We start from the raw sequence: 19501 nt of genomic DNA, 5'->3' as shown, positions 1-19501 counted from the left end.
CCACAAGGGGGAGGGTAAGGCTGCGGCGTAATAGGCTACCGTTGTAGAAATTTCAGAAATTGGCGCCGTTACCCTCCCCCTTGTGGGGAGGGAGGACGCGTAGCGTCAGGGAGGGGCGAGCGTTTAATGCCACACAGCAATATCCCGCCAAAAGCAAGGCAACGTGCTCAAACTCTTCGCCGGGAACTGACCAAGGCGGAATGGCGAATGTGGGATATGTTGCGAAGCTTTCGTAATCGAGGTGCACGGTTCCGCCGCGAAACCCCCATTGGTCCATACATCGCTGATTTTGCTTGGCTATCAGCAAAATTCTCATTGAAGTAGATGGGGACACGCATGAGACGGACTCTGGCGTCAAACATGACGAAGCCCGCGATATATTCTTGCGCGGGCAAGGTTTTCAGATACTACGATTTGACAATAATGACGTGATTTCTTCGGAAGAGGCCGTATATCAGGAAATTGAGGCGGCGCTGCAATCGAGATTATCGCAACATCCACCTCATAATTTATCAAATCGTGTCAAGCGGCCAGCTTGACGGCTTCGGCTGCCAGCTTGGTGATTTCGTCCCACTTGCCTTCCTTGACCAGATTTTCCGGCGCGACCCACGAGCCGCCGACGCAGACAACATTTGGCAGGGAAAGATAGGTTTTTGCATTGGCAATGCCGACGCCGCCGGTTGGGCAGAACATCGTTCCGGCCAGCGGCGAGGAAAGCGATTTGAGGAAAGCTGCGCCGCCAGCCTGTTCGGCCGGGAAGAATTTCAGCATTGTATAGCCTTCTTCCCGCAGCGCCATGATCTCGCCGGGGGTGATCGCGCCGGGAAGCAATGGCACCTTGCTGGAGCGGGCAGCCTCAAGCAATTGCGGTGTTACACCGGGGCTGACGATGAAGCGCGAGCCGGCATTGGCCGCCTCTTCATACTGGCGCGCGTTGAGAATGGTGCCGGCGCCTACGATTGCTTCAGGAACCTCATTGGCAACCGCGCGGATGGCGTCGAGCGCGGCGGCGGTGCGCAATGTAATTTCGATGGCGGGCAGGCCACCAGCAGCAAGCGCGCGCGCCAAGGGCACCGCATCGGCAACATTTTGAATGAGGAGGACCGGAATGACCGGCTGGCCCTTGAGGACAGGTAGCAATAAATCGGTCTTCTGGGTCATGACAATCTCCGTCTTTTTGAACTCTAATCGATTTAGTGTTGCTGAACCTTTTTGTCCAATGATTCAAGTCCAGCATCATGCAAGAAATGCGGCCAAAGCACCGCTTGTCGCAAATATCTTGAAATTGACGTTGTGGCACAGTAGTTGAATGCCATCATGACAGATCATTCTTCCAATCTGCCCTTTACAGTGGCTGCACTATATCGGTTTGCCCGGCTGGATCACTACCAGTCATTGCAGGAGCCGCTGGCGAAACTGTGTTGCGCGCAAGGCATAAAGGGCACGCTGCTGCTGGCGGCCGAAGGCATTAACGGCACGGTTGCGGGCTCCGCTGCCGCGATCAAGACGCTGGTCGATTTTCTTGAAGCAGAACCTGCAATTGCAGGAATGGAACTGAAATATTCCCATGCCAGCGAAATGCCGTTCAAGCGTATGAAAGTGCGCTTGAAAAAGGAAATCGTCACCATGGGCGTTGAGGATATCGACCCGCTGCAAAGTGTCGGGACCTATGTCGCTGCGCAAGACTGGAACGCGCTGATTTCGGACCCCGATACGGTAATCATTGATACGCGCAATGATTATGAGACCGCCATTGGCACATTTACGGGCGCGCTTGACCCGCAGACGAAAACATTTCGTGAGTTTCCGCAATGGGTGGAAAACCATCGCGAGGAACTTGAAGGCAAGAAGATTGCCATGTTCTGCACTGGCGGTATTCGTTGCGAAAAGGCTACTGCCTTTGTCAAAGGTCTCGGCTTTGATGATGTGTTTCATCTCAAGGGTGGCATTCTTAAATATCTGGAAGATGTACCCGCTGAGGAAAGCCGCTGGGAAGGCGAGTGCTTTGTATTTGATGAGCGCGTTTCCGTCGGCCATGGGTTGATTGAAGGCGAGGCAGAACTTTGCCACGCCTGCCGTAATCCTATCGCGCCCGAAGACAAGCTGTCGCCTTTGTTTGCAGAGGGGATTTCCTGTCCCAATTGCTATCATGAGCGCACTGATGAAGACCGCGCCCGCTTCGCGGAACGGCAAAAACAGGTGCGGCTGGCGCGTGAACGCGGGTTGAAAGAGCATATCGGGTCTTGAGCTTGCCGAGGGATGAACCACGTATGTCGTGATTGCGAGCCACAAATCCTTCCCTGTCATTGCAATGCCATGAAGCTGTTCCTAACTAAGACCAGCGAATTCATGCGACCAAGAGGGAGAAATGCATGCTCGATCCGAAGAAGATTTTGAACGATTTCCTGGGAAGCAATATCCCCGGCGTGGGAACCTCGGTACGCGACACAGCCGGAAAGGCGACGCAAATGGCCAAGGACAACCCCCTGGCGGCAGGTGCGCTGGCAGCGATTTTGCTTGGCACGGGTACAGGCCGTGAAGTTGCCGGCGGCGCTTTGAAGCTTGGCGGTCTCGCCGCAGTCGCAGGATTGGCCTACAAGGCCTATCAAAATTATCAATCGGGCAAGGCTCCCGCAGAAACCGCGCAGGCTCCGGCAAATGGCGAATTGCTGCCACCGCCGAGCGATTCAGGTTTCGATCCGCAGACGGCGCCGCAAGGTGAGCACGAATTTGCCCTTGTGCTGGTGCGTGCGATGATTGCTGCTGCCCGCTCCGACGGCATGGTCGATGATGCAGAGCGCGCGCGTATTTTGGAAAAGCTATCGCTCTCCGGCATGAACAGCGACACACAGGAATTCTTGAATGCAGAACTCAGCGCTCCCGTTGATGTGGATGCGCTGGTTGCAGCCGCCGTTACCGACGAGCAGAAGGTTGAGCTTTATACAGCTTCCCGTCTCGCCATTGATCCAAAGACACGCGGCGAACGCGGTTATCTCGATCTGCTCGCCGGTCGTCTCAAGCTGCCGGATAGCCTCATCGATCATATTGAGGCAACGGTAAGTCAGGCGAAGGTCGCTTCGCCCGCCTAAGCTGATGGCATATCTAGTGCGTGGTTTGCCTTTCGCAAACTACGCGCTACATGGAGGCGGGCGGCAACGCCCGCTTATTTTGCCAGAAATTTCTCGATGCGTTCGATGGCGCGGATGATATTTTCTTCGGAATTGGCATAGGAGAGGCGGATATAACCTTCGCCGAGAATGCCGAAATCCGGACCGCCGATCAAAGCCACGCCAGCATCATCGAGCAGGGCAGAAGCAAGTTTTTTGGCGGGCCAGCCGGTTTCCTTGACGTTTGGGAAGGCATAGAAGGCTCCCTTGGGCGTGGCGCAGCTAATGCCCGGCAGGCTGTTCAGTCCATCGACAACAATTTTACGGCGATTGTCGAATGCCTTGCACATTTTCTCCACATCATCCTGCGGACCGTCAATGGCAGCTATACCGGCATATTGGCTTGGCGCGTTGACGCAGGACCAGCAATTGACCGCGAGTTTGCGCACCTTGTCATAGAGCTGATCGGGCCAGATGGACCAGCCCATGCGCCAACCTGTCATTGCCCAGGTCTTCGACCAGCCATTCAGCACGATCAGGCGGTCACGGATTTGCGGGAAGGTAAGAAGCGAGCAATGTTCTTCGCCATCATAGGTCATCACATCGTAAATCTCATCTGACATGATGGCGACATGGGGATGGTCTTCCAGACCTTTTACCAGTTTTTCGATTTCTGACTTTGGCGTGACGCCACCAGTCGGGTTGGCAGGTGAATTGAGAATAAGAAGCCGCGTATTCGGCGTAATCAGCGATAGCGTTTCCTCTGCAGAAAAAGCGAAGCCATTCTCCTCACGAATTGGCACCGGAACGGGTTTGGCACCCGTAAACTCGATCATTGAGCGATAAATGGGAAAGCCGGGATCGGGATAGAGGATTTCCGCGCCGGGTTCCCCAAAAATCATGATCGCGGCAAACATTGTCACCTTGCCGCCCGGCACGATGATAATGTTCTCCGGCGAGACTTCGACGCCCGTCATGGTCAGCGTGCGTCGTGCAACGGCCTCGCGTGTCGCCAGTAACCCATTGGCTGGCGTGTAGCCATGATGACCGTCTTTAAGCGCCTTGATGGCCGCTTCAACAATATGCGCCGGTGTTTTAAAGTCCGGTTGGCCGATGCCAAGATTGATGATGTCCTTGCCTTGGGCGCTGAGGGCTGTCGCGCGAGCCAGAACAGCAAAGGCATTTTCTTCGCCGATACGGTCGAAGCCCGAAATGGTACGCAGCATTTTCTTGTCTCACATACAATTTTCAACTTCTGCTTTGTGCGGGGACTAGCGTAACAAGTCAAACGTGCTTTGATAAAAATGGGCCGAATTACATGACCGATTTGAAAGACTGGACACCACGACCATTTCCTGCCCCTGAGCCACTTGAGGGACGCTATGTCCGTCTTGAGCCTATCAATGCGACAAAGCATGGCGATGGACTCTATGAGGCCTCGACGGTTGCTGATGCTGATGGCCGGTTCCGCTATCTTTTCGAGGACGTGCCTGAGAGTCGCAACGCCATGACGCCATGGCTGGAAAAAGTCGAAGCGAGCAAAGACCCGCTGTTTTACGCGGTCATCGACAAAGCTAGCGGCAAGGTTGCGGGACGTCAGGCGTTGATGCGCATAGACGCTGCCCATGGCTCCATCGAAATCGGCAATATTTACTGGGGACCGCTGATCGCGCGCAAGCCAGCAGCCACGGAAGCACAATATCTTTTCATGGCATATGCTTTCGATGTGCTGGGCTACCGGCGCTACGAATGGAAATGCAACAATAGCAATGAGCCGTCAAAGCGTGCCGCAGAACGGTTTGGTTTCACATTCGAAGGCATTTTCCGCCAGCATATGGTGCAGAAGGGCCAGAACCGGGATACGGCCTGGTATTCAGTGACCGATCAGGAATGGCCAGCGCTCAAAGCAGCCTATCAGGCTTGGCTTTCACCGGATAATTTTGATGCTGAGGGTCAACAGATCAAGCGGCTGGAAGAGCTTCGGCTTGCTGCAAGATAGTGAGCCCCGTCGAACCACGCACATTATCCATGCAGCTCGATAAAAAACGCCACCGCCAGTTTCTTCGTGGGTGGCGCATTATTCAACTTATGAAAGATCAAGCTTGTCGAACCACGCATATAAAGATTTGCCGGAATACTTGCTTTGCGACCGGATAGGGCTACAACGCCACTTATATCGAACTGAGTGGTGATGTTGATGGACCCCAAAACCCGGAATGCGGCCATAGCGGCCGGTTGTATCATGCTCGGCTTTGGCATTGTCGCCTATCTGATGCCAAGCCTGATGCTGGCAATTGGCGATAAGTCGCCACTAGCCGCTGGTATTTTCGGTGTTATCTTTGTTCTGGGCTTTTTCGTCGTGTTCTGGCTTCGGGCCAGAAGCCAGCGCCGCAATAATAATCAATAGGATAGTGAAGCCGTCAGAAGCAGGCCGCCGGTCAAAACGATGAACAGCGCCCCGCCGATCTCGATAAAATTCTGAACCCGGCCCGAAAGCGCCGTTTCGCCGGATATGCGCAAGGCCACATTCTTGGCGGTGACGGCCAAGGTTGCGAGTATTGCGACCGTTATGAATGTGCCCAAGGCCATGGCGAAAACGGACAAAATTCCCCCAAGCACCAAGCCGTTCAATAGCGAGAACGTCAGAACGATCAGTGCGCCGGAACAGGGGCGCAAACCAACAGCAATGATGGCCGCCCAAGCGGTTTTCCAGTTGAAATCGCCGGAAATCATGGCCGGATCCGGGGCATGGCTATGGCCGCATGTCTCGCAGACATGACCTGCAGCATGGGAATGACCATGACTATGCGCATGGTGATCATGGTGCGTGTGGTCGTGATGCTCGTGACTGTGGTGAGCATGGTCATGATCATGATGTATGTGACCCGCATGGGCATGAGCGGCATTTGCCGTGAAAAGCCGTGGCACCTTGCGCCAGAGCAATGACAGGCCGAAGGCCACGATCAGCGCGAAACTTGCCACTTCCATGATATGCGTCGCATCGTCCATGGACACAGTGGTGCCGCGAAGCACAAGAAAAGTCAGACCAATGATGAAAACGGCTGTGAGAGCCTGCAACATGGACGAGGCGAAGGACAGGAAGACGCCGCGCTTCAGGGTCGTTTCATTGGCAACCATATAGGATGAAATGACAGCCTTGCCATGGCCGGGACCAACAGCGTGCAATATGCCGTAGAGAAAGGACAGGCCAACGAGGATCGAAGCTTGCCACGGATCCTCGCGCATGGCTTTAAGGGCTTTCGTCATGGCCAGATAAAAGGCGCGCTGTTGCATATTGATCCATAAGATGAATTCGGCAAACGGACCGGATGGCTTCATCGCAACTTCATTCATGCCGATGCCAAGCGAAGAGGTTTGCGCTAGAGCATGTCCGCCAAGGAGCGCGAGCGCGAGCAGTGCGCAAAGCCAGATCGATTTCCGCATCATTTATCCTTTTACCCTTGGGAGGGGCATTCTATTTCGAGCCTGGTGGCAAAGATTTTAGTCATGTCAGTGCCAGTGGGATCATTGAAAAAAGCATCGGTCAGCGTTCCCTGATTTTGGGCAATGGCCTCATCGGGGTTGGGGCGCACCACCTTCTGCTTACAGGCTGGCGGCAGTCCCGTCACATGCACATCCGCGTCGTTGACGTAATCGATGGCCGTGTAGAAGGTTGGATCATAGACGCCGAAACTGGTCTTTGTGCCAAGCTTCAGCGGATGTTTGGGGGTGCTCTCAAAGATGATCATCAACTGATTGTTCTGGAAATCGGCAATCAAATGCTTTGGCGCTGCCATGACGATCTTCTTGTCATTGAGCTGGACAGACTGAAAATAGTCGAACTCGGAAATCGAGGCATTGATCGTTTCAGCCAGAGCAGCCAATTCCGCTTCATCCAGCTTCAGATCACCATTCTTGTCGAACTCCACCAGAACGGTGCTGGAAAAGATATCGTCAAAACGCCAGACATGGCCAAGCTTTTGAACAGTTCCATCAGGATTGATCGTGATATCGAGGCGCGCTTCGGCAAAGACGTGCGGATGGACATAGGCGGGGGTGGCGAGGGTCATGCCCAAAGCCAGAGTTGCCATGAAGACCGCGAGTTTCTGCTGCATGAATTGCCCTTTATAGTTGTGGTACAGGACATCCCGAACTTGGCAAAATTGGGACGATATAACATTAACAGCCCATCATTTTAGGCTTTGCGATTGTCCTTTTGGTCCTTGAACCATTTAGTCAAGTAATCGACAAGCACGCGCACCTTGGCGGGCAGATAGCGCCGATGCGGATAGACTGCATAAATACCGGCATCCCGCATGACGAACTCGTCAAGTACAGGCACCAGCCTGCCGCTTGCAACATCCGGCGCTGCGATAAAATCCGGAAGCATGGCAAAGCCCAGCCCTGAAAGAGCGGCGCGGCGCGCGGCAAGCGGGCTATTGATCTCCAGGGGGCCGGACACCTGAACGGAAATGATCGGTCCGCTTTGATTATGAAACTGCCAGCTATTGCGCGAGCGATTATTGGTATCGACGATGCAGGGCAGGGCACTCAGCTGTTCGGGGCGCTGCGGAACGCCCGTCTGTTCGATCAATGCAGGCGAGGCACAGGCGACGACACGGAAAGGAGCAATGCGCTTGGCGATCAGCGATGAGTCCTGCATGCGGGTAATACGGATGGCCAGGTCGAATCCTTCCTCAACCAGATCAACAAAGCGATCGTCAAGCCGAACATCGAGAGTGATTTCAGGCTGATCGGCGCAAAAATCGATGAGACATTGGCCAATATCGGCGTCGGCAAAGGTGCGCGGTGCCGAAATCTTGATCCGCCCCTTGATATCGCTGCTGGTGTCGCGAACCGTTTCCTTCAGGTTTTCGACATCGCGCAGAATTTCGCTGGCGCGCTGGTAATAGGTGTGGCCAGCTTCCGTCAGGGAAAATTGCCGCGTGGTGCGATTGAGAAGCAAAGCACCAAGCTCGTCTTCAAGTTCGCGTACATATTTGGACAAGAGTGCCTTGGAACGCCCGATCTTGCGGGCCGCCGCCGAGAACCCCTCCGCTTCCACGACATCAATATAGGCGCGCATGCGGGTGAGTGTGTCCATCAGTGTGCCTTTGATTGTAAAATGGTGCGGCCAAGGCGGATGAGCGCCATGTCACTGCCTTTCGGTCCAAGCAGCGAAAAGCCAAATGGCGCGCCGTGAACCTGACCAAGCGGCAAGGTGATCTGCGGAAAGCCCGAAAGGCCGGATATCATCAACAGGCGGAGCGCCTGTTCGCGATAGGCCTGAATATCCCCAAAAGGCGTTGCGGCCAGTGGTGCTGCACCGGGTACGGTCGGCATAACCAAAACACCATCATCCTGAAGTAAATCTGCAAGCTCGCGGGTGAAAAGCGCCCTGCGCTTTACCTGAGCCTGATAGGTGTCCAGATCAATGGCGGCGGCATATTCGAACCGCTCTTTAACGCCGGGGCCGAGTCCGCGATTCTTCTCGGAAAGCCACGCTCCGTGCGCCGCCCAAGCCTCAAAACCCTGAATCTGGCGGAAGCAGAGATAAAGATCATCCATGGATGCTGTTGATTGGCGGGCGGAACGGGCATGACCGAGATGGCCTGCGACCAATTTATACATTTGCCGGTAGGCGGCATCCTCCGCTTCGCCGACCAGAAGATGTTCCAGCAGCGGAATGAACAGCGGGCGCTTCAGCTTGAAGTCGCTTATGTCCTGACCAAGCAGGACATTGCCGACTTTCTCGTAAAGCTCGACATCACGGGCAAACCAGCCAAACGTATCGAGGGAGGGCGCCAATGGCATCGTGCCCTCCAGAGAGATGCGCCCATGGCTGATGCGCAAGCCTACCAGACCGCAAAAACTGGCAGGGGCACGGATGGAGCCGCCCGTATCCGTTCCGGTTGCGATGCTGGCCAATCCGCCTGCAACAGCTGACGCTGATCCTGATGATGAGCCACCGGTGACGCGATCGGGCGCATTCGGGTTTATCGGGTGAGGATAATGGGCATTCTGGCCCATGAGCGAAAAGGCCAGTTCATCGGTCTGGGTCTTGCCGATAAATGTCGCTCCTGCATCGAGCAATTTCTGCACAGCTGGCGCGGTGGTTATGGCATTGGGTGATTCGGCCTGTTTTTGCCTATTTCCGCAACCAGTGGGCAGGCCGGCCACGTCAAATATGTCCTTGACCGCCAAAGTTTCACCACTCAAGGGACCATCGCCCGAGACAAGGTTAACAGACGGTAAATCCAAAAGAGCGTTAAGGGGCTTTGATATGGTCATCGTTCAAAGATTCTACGTGATTTTGCTCTGTTTGTTCAATGAATAAAAAACTTTGTCACAATCGATATTTGTCATTGATTGGACACATATTCCGCCTTATATCGCCCTTGCCCAAAGTCGCACGTGCCCATGGGTGTCCGCCGATCTTCATTATGGTGAGGAAACGGTATGGTACCTGGAACTAACCCCTCCAGTCAGCTTAGCAGCCAACTGCCAAAGTTGAGGACATCTGAAGCAACGACGGTGCGGGCCTAGTCGGTCTCTTTCGGCTGTCCAAAAGCCGAGAATTACTGAAGAGGCACACCTTCATTGCCGGTAGTGCGGATGGGAACATCCAAACCAAGGCAGACAAAGCGGATCGACGCCAGTTGGCGCAGGTCCACCGCCGCATGAACTTGTCCGTGTTTTCAGCATCTCCAAAGGCTGGCTTCGCGGGGGATGGATTCATGCACTTTGTCCTCAGCAGTTTCGATGGGCGCGGCCCGAGAAATTGCACTGCTTGAGCGGCCATACCAGCCGCTATGGAATTGGAGCATAACATGGCTACGCAGCGCATTATCGACTTCATCAATACCCGACGCCCGAACGGCCCTTGCATGGTGCTCGATCTTGATGTCGTGCGTGAAAATTTCCACAATTTCGAAATGGCCTTGCCAGAGTCGAAGATTTTCTATGCGGTGAAGGCAAATCCTGCGCCGGAAATTCTGCGCCTGCTCGCTTCGCTCGGTTCCAGCTTCGATACGGCATCGGTTGCCGAAGTCGAGATGGCGCTTGATGCGGGGGCAACTGCGGATCGTATTTCCTTTGGCAACACGATCAAGAAAGAGCGCGATATTGCCCGCGCCTTCGAACTCGGTATTCGCCTCTTTGCCGTTGATTGCGTCGAAGAAGTTGAGAAAGTCGCCCGTGCTGCGCCTGGCGCACGCGTGTTCTGCCGTGTCCTCACTGACGGTGCTGGCGCCGAATGGCCCCTGTCGCGCAAGTTTGGCTGTGTTCCTGCCATGGCGGTTGACGTGCTTCGCTCCGCCCAGCAGCTTGGCCTCGACAGCTATGGCGTGTCTTTCCATGTGGGTTCCCAGCAGACAGATCTTGCTGCATGGGATCGTGCGCTCGGCGATGCAAAGCAGGTATTTGACGCGCTTGCCAAGGAAGGCATTACACTGAAAATGGTCAATATGGGCGGTGGTTTCCCAACCCGTTACCTCAAGGATGTGCCAACTGCACAGGCCTATGGTCAGGCTATTTTCCAGGCGCTGAGCAAGCATTTCGGCAATCGTCTGCCTGAGACAATCATTGAGCCCGGTCGTGGCATGGTTGGCAATGCAGGCGTCATCAAGGCCGAGGTCGTGCTCGTGTCAAAGAAGGCCGCCAACGACAATGTACGCTGGGTTTACCTCGATATCGGCAAGTTCGGCGGTCTGGCCGAGACGATGGACGAGGCAATCCGCTATCAGATTACAACGCCGCGCGATGGCGATGTTTCCGAGCCATGCGTTCTTGCTGGCCCAACCTGCGACAGTGCCGATGTGATGTATGAAAAGAACCCCTATCCGCTACCGATCTCGCTGACTATTGGCGACGAAGTGCTGATCGAGGGAACTGGCGCTTATACCACGACCTACTCGGCAGTTGCTTTCAATGGCTTTGAACCACTCCGATCATACGTAATTTAAGGGCTGTTGCCCGGTGATGGACTGCTGTCCGGCTTCAAGGCCGGACGGCGCTGACGCACCCTTATGATCGATTGGTCAAGACAATGAACGCAGTAGAATATATCGAACAAAATTTGCATCCGGATGGATTGCAGGCTTTCACTATCCGCAATGAAACCGCACAGGATGAACAAGCCCGTGAGGCCCTGCTCGACCGTGCCATGGGTGAGGGACGCCGCCGCAAGTCTTCTGAAAAACTGCGGCGCGGGCGCTTGCCTGCGCAAGGGCTGGCCTTTGTTGCACGCGGCAATGATGGCGCCTTGCTGGGAACGGTGCGGCTTTGGGACATTCAGGCTGGACATGATGCATCAGGAAAGTCCGTGCGCGCCTTGTTGCTGGGGCCATTGGCTGTCGAGCCGACGCTGAAGGGACACGGTATTGGTGCTGCATTGATGCGTCACGCGACAGCAGAAGCCGCACGCCTTGGCCATGGCGCGATTCTTCTGGTCGGCGATCCGGAATATTATGCACGTTTCGGATTTGACGGCACGAAGACAGCCGGTCTTGCAATGCCGGGCCCTGTTGAGCGCCATCGCTTTTTGGCGCTGGAGCTAAAGGCCGGTTATCTGGACGGTGCGCATGGCCTGTTGACGCCAAAGGGCAAGCGCTCATCGGCTATCAGGATATTGCCGGTGGCTATGCGGTTTTCAAGGTAAACACCAATCCCGCTTATCTTCACTTGGTGGAATAAGCGTGGTTTTTTACATTTGCAGCACAATCCTGCGTGGTTCGCCCTCCTGAGCTAGTCGAAGGGCGAACCACGCACAAATGACAATGCCAGCGGGATTTACGATCCAAAAAACCGCTGAATCGCGGCGATCTCGCTCTGCTGGATTTCATGACCGCCCGTGTGCCAGGCAAGATCAGTTTCTACACCTTGCCCAATCAGATAATCGGCAAAATCCTGCGTCAATGAGGGTGGGCAGATAGGGTCACGCTGGCCTGCGGTGATCAGTACACGCTTGCCGGCAAGGCCGGGTTGAGCGTCTGGTTGCCAAGGGATAAGCGGGTGCATCAGCACAGCTTCGTTGAACAGGCCAGGATGTTTCAGCATGACGGAGGCAAGAATATTCGCGCCGTTGGAATAGCCAAGACCAATGGTCCTGGACGGCCGTGCTTCGATTTTGCGGGCACGGATGAAGTCCGCCATGGCATCCGTGCGCAAGGCAAGATCTTCCATGTCGTAAACGCCTTCGCCGGTTCGGCGGAAAAACCGCAATGCGCCATGTTCCGATACATTGCCGCGTGGTGAAATAATGCCGGCATCGGGCAGCAATTGCCGGCCGAAATCGAAAAACTGATTTTCATCGCCGCCGGTGCCATGAAAAACAAACAACAGCGGCTGACCCTGCATTGCGGCAAGATGCGTGCGATTTTGATAGATGTCGGCTGACATTGTGGCCTTTCCGTCCGGCCCTTCTGCTGTCCGGATCGTTTGATGACTTTTATTGCCCCAATATGGGTGCTTGGCCAAGGAAAAGAAGGCCCGGCTATTGGATGGATTGTCTACTATTTGAAGACAGTGCGCCGCATTTGTCAGGTATTGGCTTTTATTGTCCGCTTTTCGTCCGGCACATGCGTATCGCGCTGTCATATCTGGCAATAATCTCCTAATATTAACACATAGGAGAGTTCAAAAATGTCCGCAGACACAGCGCTCATCGTTATTGACGTACAAGAATCATTTCGCCAGCGTGGCTATTGGAATGAAGCAGAAGCACAACCCTTTATCGCAAACATCCAGCGATTGATTGATGGTGCTAAAGCCAAGGGCCTGCCCGTGGTACGGATTTTCCATGTGGATGGGGATGGTCCATTTGCCATGGAGTCGGGCTTTATCAAGCCTCTCGCTCCAGTCTCGTTCAGCGCCGATGCCGTTTTCAACAAATCCCGGCACAGCGCGCTAGTCGGTAGCGGGCTTGACGTCTGGTTGACTGAAAACGGCATCCGCAAAGTGTTGGTATCCGGAATCCGTACCGAGCAATGCTGTGAAACGACAACGCGCCATGCGTCAGATTTGGGTTACGAGGTGGAGTTTGTCTCCGAAGCAACGCTGACCTTTGCCATGACACATGCTGATGGCCGTACATTCAGCGCCGATGAGATCAAGGCCCGTACCGAACTGGTGCTCGCCGGGCGCTTTGCGCGAATTGTGACGGTTGACGAAGCATTGAGCGGAGTCGAACGCGCGATGGCCGCATGAGTGTAATGGAACCGAGAAATATCGATGTTCTGGTGGTGGTGCCCGCAAGGGCACTGCTGCTGGACATTGCCGGGCCGGTGGAAGTGTTGCGCAAGGCAAATTTCGAGCAGGACGTGGTGCGCTTTAATGTGCGCTATGTCGGCCCGCTGGCAAATGTAACTACATCCATCGGATTGACGATCAGCGGCATAGAGCCATTGCCCGGCAATGTCCCGGCGGATGCCATGATTATAATTTCGGGAGACGCGACAGAGCTGCTGGATACACCGGCTTCAGCCCATGCGGAAGCGCAGGGCCATGGTGACACGGCGATTATCGACTGGCTTCGGACCCATGTCGGCGAGACACAGAAACTGGTGTCGATCTGCTCAGGTTCCTTGCTGGCGGGACGCGCGGGCCTGCTTGATGGATATGCCTGCACCACCCATTTCGGTTCGATCGAAGAATTGCGTGAAAATGTGCCGACAGCACGGATTTTTGACAACCGGCTTTATGTCGAAGATGGCAATCGTTACTCAAGTGCTGGGATTACGGCGGGCATTGATCTGATGCTCCATCTTGTCAGCCAGATTGCAGGGCCGGCATGTGCTGTGGCTGTTGCACGATATCTGGTGGTTTATCTGCGGCGCAGCGGCACTGATCCGCAATGGTCGCCCTGGCTTGACGGGCGCAATCACATCCATCCGGCGATCCACCGTGTTCAGGACAGGCTTGCCTCTGATCCGGCGCAGAATTGGACCTTGCAGTCGCTGTCTGACATTGCAGCCACAAGTCCACGCCACCTCTCACGCCTTTTCAACGAGCATACGGGAATGAGCATTCCCGACTATCTTAACCGTCTGCGGATCGCTTTGGCGCGGGAGATATTGAGCAATACGCGGCTGGATATGGAAGGGGTGGCGGATCGCGCGGGGTTTGCATCCGCAAGGCAATTGCGCCGAGCTTGGGGGCGGATTCATGCCGCTCCGCCCAGCAGTGCAAGATTGCCGTGATATGAACGGCAATCTCCATTTCGATTGAGGCTATCGATTCTGCTGCATTGGTGCTGTGCGTGGTTCGACGAAGCTCACCATGAGGAAGGTAGTGGTTTGCAAGATTATCTTCTGGCCTTGCAGAAATAGCTCCCCGCAATACACAAATCTTCCCCATGGTGAGCTTGTCGAACCACGTACAACGCCAATGCAATCAAGTTAGCACACGTCGTTGTATCGAGTTTGATTAAGCATCAGACCAAGGCCCGTGGAAATCACCCTCTTCGCCAAGGCGTTTAAATCCATGAGCGCCAAAGAAATCACGCTGCGCCTGAATGAGATTTGCTGTGCCGCGAGCCTGGCGGAATCCATCAAAATAGTTGAGAGCGGCAGAGAGTGCCGGAACTGGCAGACCTGCTAGCGAGGCTTCGGCAACGATCCTGCGCAAGGATTTCGAGCCTGACTGCATACGCTCGACAAAGGCCGGTACAAGAAGGAGATTTGTGCCTTCGCTACCTTCAAATGCCGCTGCAATCTGATCGAGGAACTGCGAGCGAATGATGCAGCCGGCGCGCCAGATACGGGCGGTCGTTGCAAGGGGGATGTTCCAGCCGCGCTCCTTCGATGCGCCTGCCATGACGTCAAAGCCTTGCGCATAGGCCGCAATTTTACCCGCAAGCAGACCCTGTTCGAGCGCGTCGATAAATGCCTGGCTGCCATCGGAGAGTTTGGCGGTGCCAAGATCGCCATAGGCCTTTGCCGCTTCGCTGCGCTGCTTGACCATGGACGAGATCGAACGGGCAGCAACAGCAGCCTCGATGCCGGTCGCAGGAATGCCGAGCATCTGCGCTTCGATAGCGGCCCAGCGGCCAGTGCCTTTCTGGCCTGCGCTGTCGAGAATGACATCGACGGCAGGCTTGCCAGTCTTCTTGTCACTGGCAAGCAGAACCTTGGCGGTGATTTCTATGAGATAGGAATTCAGCGGGCCTTCATTCCATTTTTGGAAAATCCTGCCAATGGCTTCGGAGGTGAGGCCAAGACCATCACGCAACACGCCGTAAACTTCGGCAATCATCTGCATATCGGCATATTCGATGCCATTATGGATCGTCTTGACGAAATGACCTGCTCCGTCAGGCCCAAGCAGGGCTGAACAGGATTCGCCTTCGTACTTGGCGGAAATTGCTGTCAGCACAGGCTCGATACGGGCATAGGATTCGGGCGTGCCGCCAACCATGATCGAAGGGCCATGGCGCGCGCCTTCTTCCCCACCGGAAACGCCCATGCCGACAAAGGTTGGGTCGTTCGTCCCCAGTTCTGCTAGGCGGCGCACCGTATCGTGAAAATTCGCATTACCTGCATCAATGATGATGTCGTCCTTGGCAAGGAAGGGTTTGAGAGCGGCAATCTGCTCGTCGACGGCCTCGCCAGCCTTGACCATGAGAATGATAGGTCGCGGCGCGCGGATGTTTTTGGCCAGATCTTCAAGCGTCTCGCACGCGATGATCTTGTCCTGCAGCGCACCTGCTTCGGCGTAAAATTCATTTGTCTTGGCAACGGTTCTGTTGAAAACCGCAACGCGATAACCGTTCTCAGCGATGTTCAGCGCCAGATTGGCACCCATGACGCCGAGGCCGATCAATCCGATGTCAGCTTGCTGCATGATTTTGGTCCTTACACATTCAATAGGGGCATAATGCGATAATTTCATCCGGATGAATGGCACCGAGCCTTTTTCGAGTCCGGGACAGCATTAGTATATTAATGAGCGTTGGCGGCAATGGCATGGCCGGGAGAAAATCTAATTATCCCGCAATTGCTCCAGATCGCGGATACGATCGGCACTGCTTTGTTCAAGCTTGCGCGTGACTTCGGCAATCAGTGTTTCCGCAATGAGAAAGAGTGCGGCAGACGAATCCCAAGGGGAGGGAACGGCGGTTCGGCCAGCGATGACATGGCGGGCGAAACGCGCGATGGGAGAGAGCCATTGGTCGGTGACAAGCACGATTTCAACGCCGCGGGCCTGCGCCTTTTCTGCAAACCGCAACAGGCTATCCTGATAGCGGCGTATATCGAAAACCAGCAGCACATCCTTTTTGCCCACATCGATCAGCTGGTCACGCCAATGGCTTTCCTGCCCTGCCAGATGGGTGACGCCGGAGCGTACAATCTTGAGATGCGCGGCCATATAGGTTGCGATGGGATCGGTGAAGCGTCCGCCGAGGAGATAGAGACGGGCACGATTGCGGCTCAGCGCATCCGTTACGTCTCCAAGCTGTTGCGCTGAAAGGTGCTGGAATGTTTCGCGGATATTCTCAATGGCGGCTTCCATGAGCGGGAAGGTGGCCCCGTCCTTTGGCCGCTGGATGGTTGCAGCACGATTCCATGGCGACTGTACCTGTGCGGCGAGTTCCTCCTGCAGGGCGCTTTGGAACTCCGGATAGCTTTGGAAGCCGAGACGGGAGACGAAGCGCAAGATAGTCGGCGAGGATACACCTGCCTGACCGGAAAATTCAGCAACCGTTCTCAGTCCGATCAGCGGGTAATTTGCGATAAGCGTTTGAGCCGCCCTGCGTTCCGAGGCAGGCATCGCGTCTATCTTTTCTGCGATTAGCTCGGAAATGCTTGTGCTCATTTGGCTGTCTCCCCCGGTCCGAATTTTGAAACGTAAATTTCGGATTTGACAATTTTGATTGTTATGTATCAAATCATACGAGAGTGGAAATAAAAACATAAAATGTAACGTAAAGTACAGTTTGCCAAAAAGGGCAAAAATGGGCCGGACCATAGCGAGCGGTGCGCCGCAGGTAGTGACAAAAGAATGGGCTCCCGTTCGGATAACAAATCCGGATGGCGCTGGACCATGCATCATTCTTTGTGATCACGCCTCCAATTTTGTACCGGACGGTTTTGGCACGCTCGGCCTGAAGGATAGCGACCTTCAAAAACACATTGCCTGGGATCCGGGTGCATTAGGCGTGAGCGCCGTCATGAGCAGGTTGCTTGACGCGCCGCTGGTCGAGTCCTGCGTGTCGCGCCTGATTATTGATTGCAATCGTCCGCTAAATGCGCCTGATCTTGTGCCTTCGCTGAGCGAAGTGACGGTAATCCCAGCCAATGAAAATCTGAGCGAGGCAGCGCGACAGGAACGTATCAAACTTTCGCACAGGCCATATCATGCCGCCATTGAAGCGCTCGTCGAGAAGCGAAAGGCGGCGGGCAAGCCTGAGCCGGTATTTGTCGCAATCCATTCCTATACGCCGGTCTATCGCGGTGTCGAGCGGCCTTGGCATATCGGCATTATTCATGACGCGGACGAGCGCATTGCTGCGCCGCTTATTGCAGGCTTGCAGGCGCCGGGGCGTTACAACGTTGGAATCAACGAACCTTATTCACCGGCAGATCGCGTTTATTATACGCTGGAGCGACACGCTTCTGCCCATGGAATGCCGGCTGTAATGATCGAGATTCGCAACGATCTTGTGACGACAGCTCAAGAGGAGGAGGGCTGGGGGGAACTGCTTTCAGCTCTTTTGAATAATATAACAAAAGGCCTTTGATGGGCATTGCGGGGACGACAAACAAGGAATTCTAGAAACTGACGCTGCTATCGACGTTGCAACTCTTTCAATAATAACAGGGGAACGTGATGACACACCAGGACTACACAGACACAGACAAGCTGGAGGACGTAAAAGTTCTTCACGGCATGGGCTATGCCCAGGAGCTGGAACGGCGAATGAGCCGTTTCTCGAACTTTGCAATTTCTTTCTCGATTATCTGTATTCTATCCGGCGGTATCAATTCGCTGGCGCAGGCAACCTCCGGTGCGGGTGGCGCTGCAATCGGCATTGGCTGGCCCCTCGGCTGCCTTGTCTCAGCAGTGTTTGCCATTGCCATGGCGCAGATCAGCTCCGCATATCCGACGGCTGGCGGGCTTTATCACTGGGGCTCAATCCTCGGTAATCGCGGCACGGGCTGGCTCACCGCCTGGTTCAATCTGCTGGGTCTCATCACGGTGCTCGGCGCCATCAATGTCGGCACCTATTATTTCTTTATCGGGGCATTCGGCGAATATCTTGGTATTGCCGATTCGACGACTGTCCGCGTGGTATTTCTTGTAATTTTGACCGGCGCGCAGGCGCTGATCAACCATATGGGTATTGGTCTTACTGCCAAACTGACGGACTTTTCCGGTTATCTGATCTTTGTGACGGCCATTGCTCTTTCAGTCGTTTGTCTGGCCGTCGCTGATGGCTATGATTTTGCCCGTCTGTTTACATTCTCCAACTATTCCGGCGAAGCTGGTGGAAATGTGTGGCCAACGACGTCAAGCGCTTGGGTCTTTCTGCTCGGCCTGTTGCTGCCCATTTACACGATCACAGGCTATGATGCCTCGGCACATACATCGGAGGAAACCGTTCGTGCGGCGCATTCTGTTCCGCGGGGCATGATCTCATCCGTGCTCTGGTCGGCAGTTTTCGGCTATATCATGCTCTGCTCATTCGTATTGATGATTCCAAACATGGATGCAGCTGCGGCGCAGGGCTGGAATGTTTTCTTCTGGGCGATGAACGAGCAAGTCAATCCGCTGGTAAAGGACATCCTCTACTTCCTGATCTTCATCTGCCAGTTCCTTTGCGGACTTGCGACAGTGACCTCGGTTTCGCGCATGATCTTCGCTTTTGCCCGTGATCGGGGGCTTCCGGCATCAAAGGCGCTTTCTAAAGTCAGCCCCAAATATCGTACGCCGGTTTCCGCGATCTGGACGGGTTCAACCCTTGCCGTTCTCTTCGTCTGGGGATCCTCACTGGTGTCGATCGGCGAAACGCCGGTTTATACGATCGTGGTATCCTGCACGGTCATCTTCCTCTTCTTCTCATTCGCTATTCCAATTGCGCTGGGTCTGTTGGCCTGGGGCACGCCAAAATGGAACAAGATGGGGCCTTGGGATATGGGCGAAGGCAAGTTCAAGTTCTTTGCTGTGCTGTCGATATTGGCAATGGCTTTGATCTTCGTGCTCGGCATTCAACCGCCAAATGAATGGGCGCTTTACATCACTGTCGGCTTTTTGGTGGTTACGGCAATCGTATGGTTTGGCTTTGAACGCCGCCGCTTCCGTGGCCCTCCAATTGGCGACGAAGTAGCGCGCCGCTCGGCGGAAATTGCAGCTGCTGAACGCGCAGTCGGCGAAAAAGCCTGATTTCAACAAAGAGG

Annotated in this window: 19 protein-coding genes and 1 pseudogene; 11 read left to right on the top strand and 9 right to left on the bottom strand. The window is 54.8% G+C overall.

Annotation, left to right across the window (positions count from 1 at the left end; genetic code table 11):
* Window positions 1-126: 126 nt before the first annotated feature.
* A pseudogene (locus AC6CHM_RS07925) lies at window positions 127-539 on the top strand (endonuclease domain-containing protein).
* Here the strand turns inward: AC6CHM_RS07925 and AC6CHM_RS07920 are convergent.
* Complete coding sequence (locus AC6CHM_RS07920) at window positions 523-1161, bottom strand: 2-dehydro-3-deoxy-phosphogluconate aldolase (protein WP_498172588.1); 639 nt, start codon at window positions 1159-1161, stop codon at window positions 523-525. The pseudogene AC6CHM_RS07925 and the gene AC6CHM_RS07920 overlap by 17 nt on opposite strands.
* A 156-nt stretch (window positions 1162-1317) precedes the next feature.
* Here AC6CHM_RS07920 and trhO point away from each other — a divergent pair, with 156 nt between their 5' ends.
* Window positions 1318-2247, top strand: a complete 930-nt coding sequence (gene trhO, locus AC6CHM_RS07915; RefSeq protein ID WP_337354412.1) for an oxygen-dependent tRNA uridine(34) hydroxylase TrhO — start codon at window positions 1318-1320, stop codon at window positions 2245-2247.
* Between the two features lie 125 nt (window positions 2248-2372).
* Window positions 2373-3089, top strand: coding sequence for a tellurite resistance TerB family protein (locus AC6CHM_RS07910; protein ID WP_115052268.1), 717 nt, complete (start codon window positions 2373-2375; stop codon window positions 3087-3089).
* 74 nt (window positions 3090-3163) lie between these two features.
* Here the strand turns inward: AC6CHM_RS07910 and AC6CHM_RS07905 are convergent, their stop codons facing one another.
* Window positions 3164-4333, bottom strand: coding sequence for a pyridoxal phosphate-dependent aminotransferase (locus AC6CHM_RS07905; protein WP_337354413.1), 1170 nt, complete (start codon window positions 4331-4333; stop codon window positions 3164-3166).
* Window positions 4334-4425: 92 nt separating this feature from the next.
* On the opposite strand from AC6CHM_RS07905, the gene AC6CHM_RS07900 reads away from it, so the two are divergent.
* Complete coding sequence (locus tag AC6CHM_RS07900) at window positions 4426-5106, top strand: GNAT family N-acetyltransferase (protein WP_498172586.1); 681 nt, start codon at window positions 4426-4428, stop codon at window positions 5104-5106.
* Window positions 5107-5304: 198 nt separating this feature from the next.
* Window positions 5305-5514: a hypothetical protein gene (locus AC6CHM_RS07895; RefSeq protein WP_115052271.1), complete on the top strand. Its 210-nt coding sequence runs from the start codon at window positions 5305-5307 to the stop codon at window positions 5512-5514.
* On the opposite strand, the gene AC6CHM_RS07890 is transcribed toward AC6CHM_RS07895, so the two are convergent.
* From AC6CHM_RS07890 to AC6CHM_RS07875, 4 genes are all read right to left on the bottom strand, one after another.
* Complete coding sequence (locus AC6CHM_RS07890) at window positions 5508-6551, bottom strand: nickel/cobalt transporter (protein ID WP_498172678.1); 1044 nt, start codon at window positions 6549-6551, stop codon at window positions 5508-5510. The genes AC6CHM_RS07895 and AC6CHM_RS07890 overlap by 7 nt on opposite strands.
* 11 nt (window positions 6552-6562) lie before the next feature.
* Window positions 6563-7222, bottom strand: coding sequence for a DUF1007 family protein (locus tag AC6CHM_RS07885; RefSeq protein ID WP_115052273.1), 660 nt, complete (start codon window positions 7220-7222; stop codon window positions 6563-6565).
* Between the two features lie 80 nt (window positions 7223-7302).
* Window positions 7303-8211, bottom strand: a complete 909-nt coding sequence (locus tag AC6CHM_RS07880) for a LysR substrate-binding domain-containing protein (RefSeq protein ID WP_115052274.1) — start codon at window positions 8209-8211, stop codon at window positions 7303-7305.
* Window positions 8211-9398, bottom strand: coding sequence for an amidase (locus AC6CHM_RS07875; protein WP_498172584.1), 1188 nt, complete (start codon window positions 9396-9398; stop codon window positions 8211-8213). The genes AC6CHM_RS07880 and AC6CHM_RS07875 overlap by 1 nt, the downstream gene beginning before the upstream one ends.
* A 539-nt stretch (window positions 9399-9937) precedes the next feature.
* Between AC6CHM_RS07875 and odc2 the strand changes: the two genes are divergently transcribed.
* Complete coding sequence (odc2, locus tag AC6CHM_RS07870) at window positions 9938-11071, top strand: ornithine/lysine decarboxylase (protein ID WP_115052276.1); 1134 nt, start codon at window positions 9938-9940, stop codon at window positions 11069-11071.
* A gap of 83 nt (window positions 11072-11154) precedes the next feature.
* On the top strand, window positions 11155-11766 hold the full coding sequence (locus AC6CHM_RS07865) for a GNAT family N-acetyltransferase (RefSeq protein ID WP_498172583.1): 612 nt from the start codon (window positions 11155-11157) through the stop codon (window positions 11764-11766).
* A 131-nt stretch (window positions 11767-11897) separates the two neighbouring features.
* Here the strand turns inward: AC6CHM_RS07865 and AC6CHM_RS07860 are convergent, their stop codons facing one another.
* Complete coding sequence (locus AC6CHM_RS07860) at window positions 11898-12506, bottom strand: alpha/beta hydrolase (RefSeq protein ID WP_498172581.1); 609 nt, start codon at window positions 12504-12506, stop codon at window positions 11898-11900.
* 243 nt (window positions 12507-12749) lie between these two features.
* Between AC6CHM_RS07860 and AC6CHM_RS07855 the strand changes: the two genes are divergently transcribed.
* Together AC6CHM_RS07855 and AC6CHM_RS07850 are read left to right on the top strand one after the other, a co-directional pair.
* The gene (locus tag AC6CHM_RS07855) at window positions 12750-13313 is read left to right on the top strand and encodes an isochorismatase family protein (RefSeq protein ID WP_115052279.1); all 564 of its coding nucleotides are present in this window, start codon (window positions 12750-12752) and stop codon (window positions 13311-13313) included.
* Window positions 13310-14305 carry a GlxA family transcriptional regulator gene (locus tag AC6CHM_RS07850; RefSeq protein WP_498172580.1) on the top strand — a complete coding sequence of 332 codons (996 nt, stop codon included), beginning with the start codon at window positions 13310-13312 and terminating at the stop codon, window positions 14303-14305. The genes AC6CHM_RS07855 and AC6CHM_RS07850 overlap by 4 nt, the downstream gene beginning before the upstream one ends.
* A gap of 226 nt (window positions 14306-14531) precedes the next feature.
* Here AC6CHM_RS07850 and gnd read toward each other — a convergent pair whose 3' ends face one another.
* Window positions 14532-15947, bottom strand: a complete 1416-nt coding sequence (gene gnd, locus AC6CHM_RS07845) for an NADP-dependent phosphogluconate dehydrogenase (protein ID WP_115052281.1) — start codon at window positions 15945-15947, stop codon at window positions 14532-14534.
* Between the two features lie 138 nt (window positions 15948-16085).
* On the bottom strand, window positions 16086-16919 hold the full coding sequence (locus AC6CHM_RS07840; protein ID WP_498172578.1) for a MurR/RpiR family transcriptional regulator: 834 nt from the start codon (window positions 16917-16919) through the stop codon (window positions 16086-16088).
* Between the two features lie 139 nt (window positions 16920-17058).
* On the opposite strand from AC6CHM_RS07840, the gene AC6CHM_RS07835 reads away from it, so the two are divergent.
* Together AC6CHM_RS07835 and AC6CHM_RS07830 are read left to right on the top strand one after the other, a co-directional pair.
* On the top strand, window positions 17059-17844 hold the full coding sequence (locus tag AC6CHM_RS07835) for an N-formylglutamate amidohydrolase (RefSeq protein WP_498172576.1): 786 nt from the start codon (window positions 17059-17061) through the stop codon (window positions 17842-17844).
* 89 nt (window positions 17845-17933) lie between these two features.
* The gene (locus AC6CHM_RS07830) at window positions 17934-19487 is read left to right on the top strand and encodes an amino acid permease (RefSeq protein ID WP_115052283.1); all 1554 of its coding nucleotides are present in this window, start codon (window positions 17934-17936) and stop codon (window positions 19485-19487) included.
* Window positions 19488-19501: the final 14 nt, after the last annotated feature.

Source organism: Phyllobacterium sp. GQ127, assembly GCF_059758635.1.
This window is presented reverse-complemented; position numbering and strand designations above follow the sequence as displayed.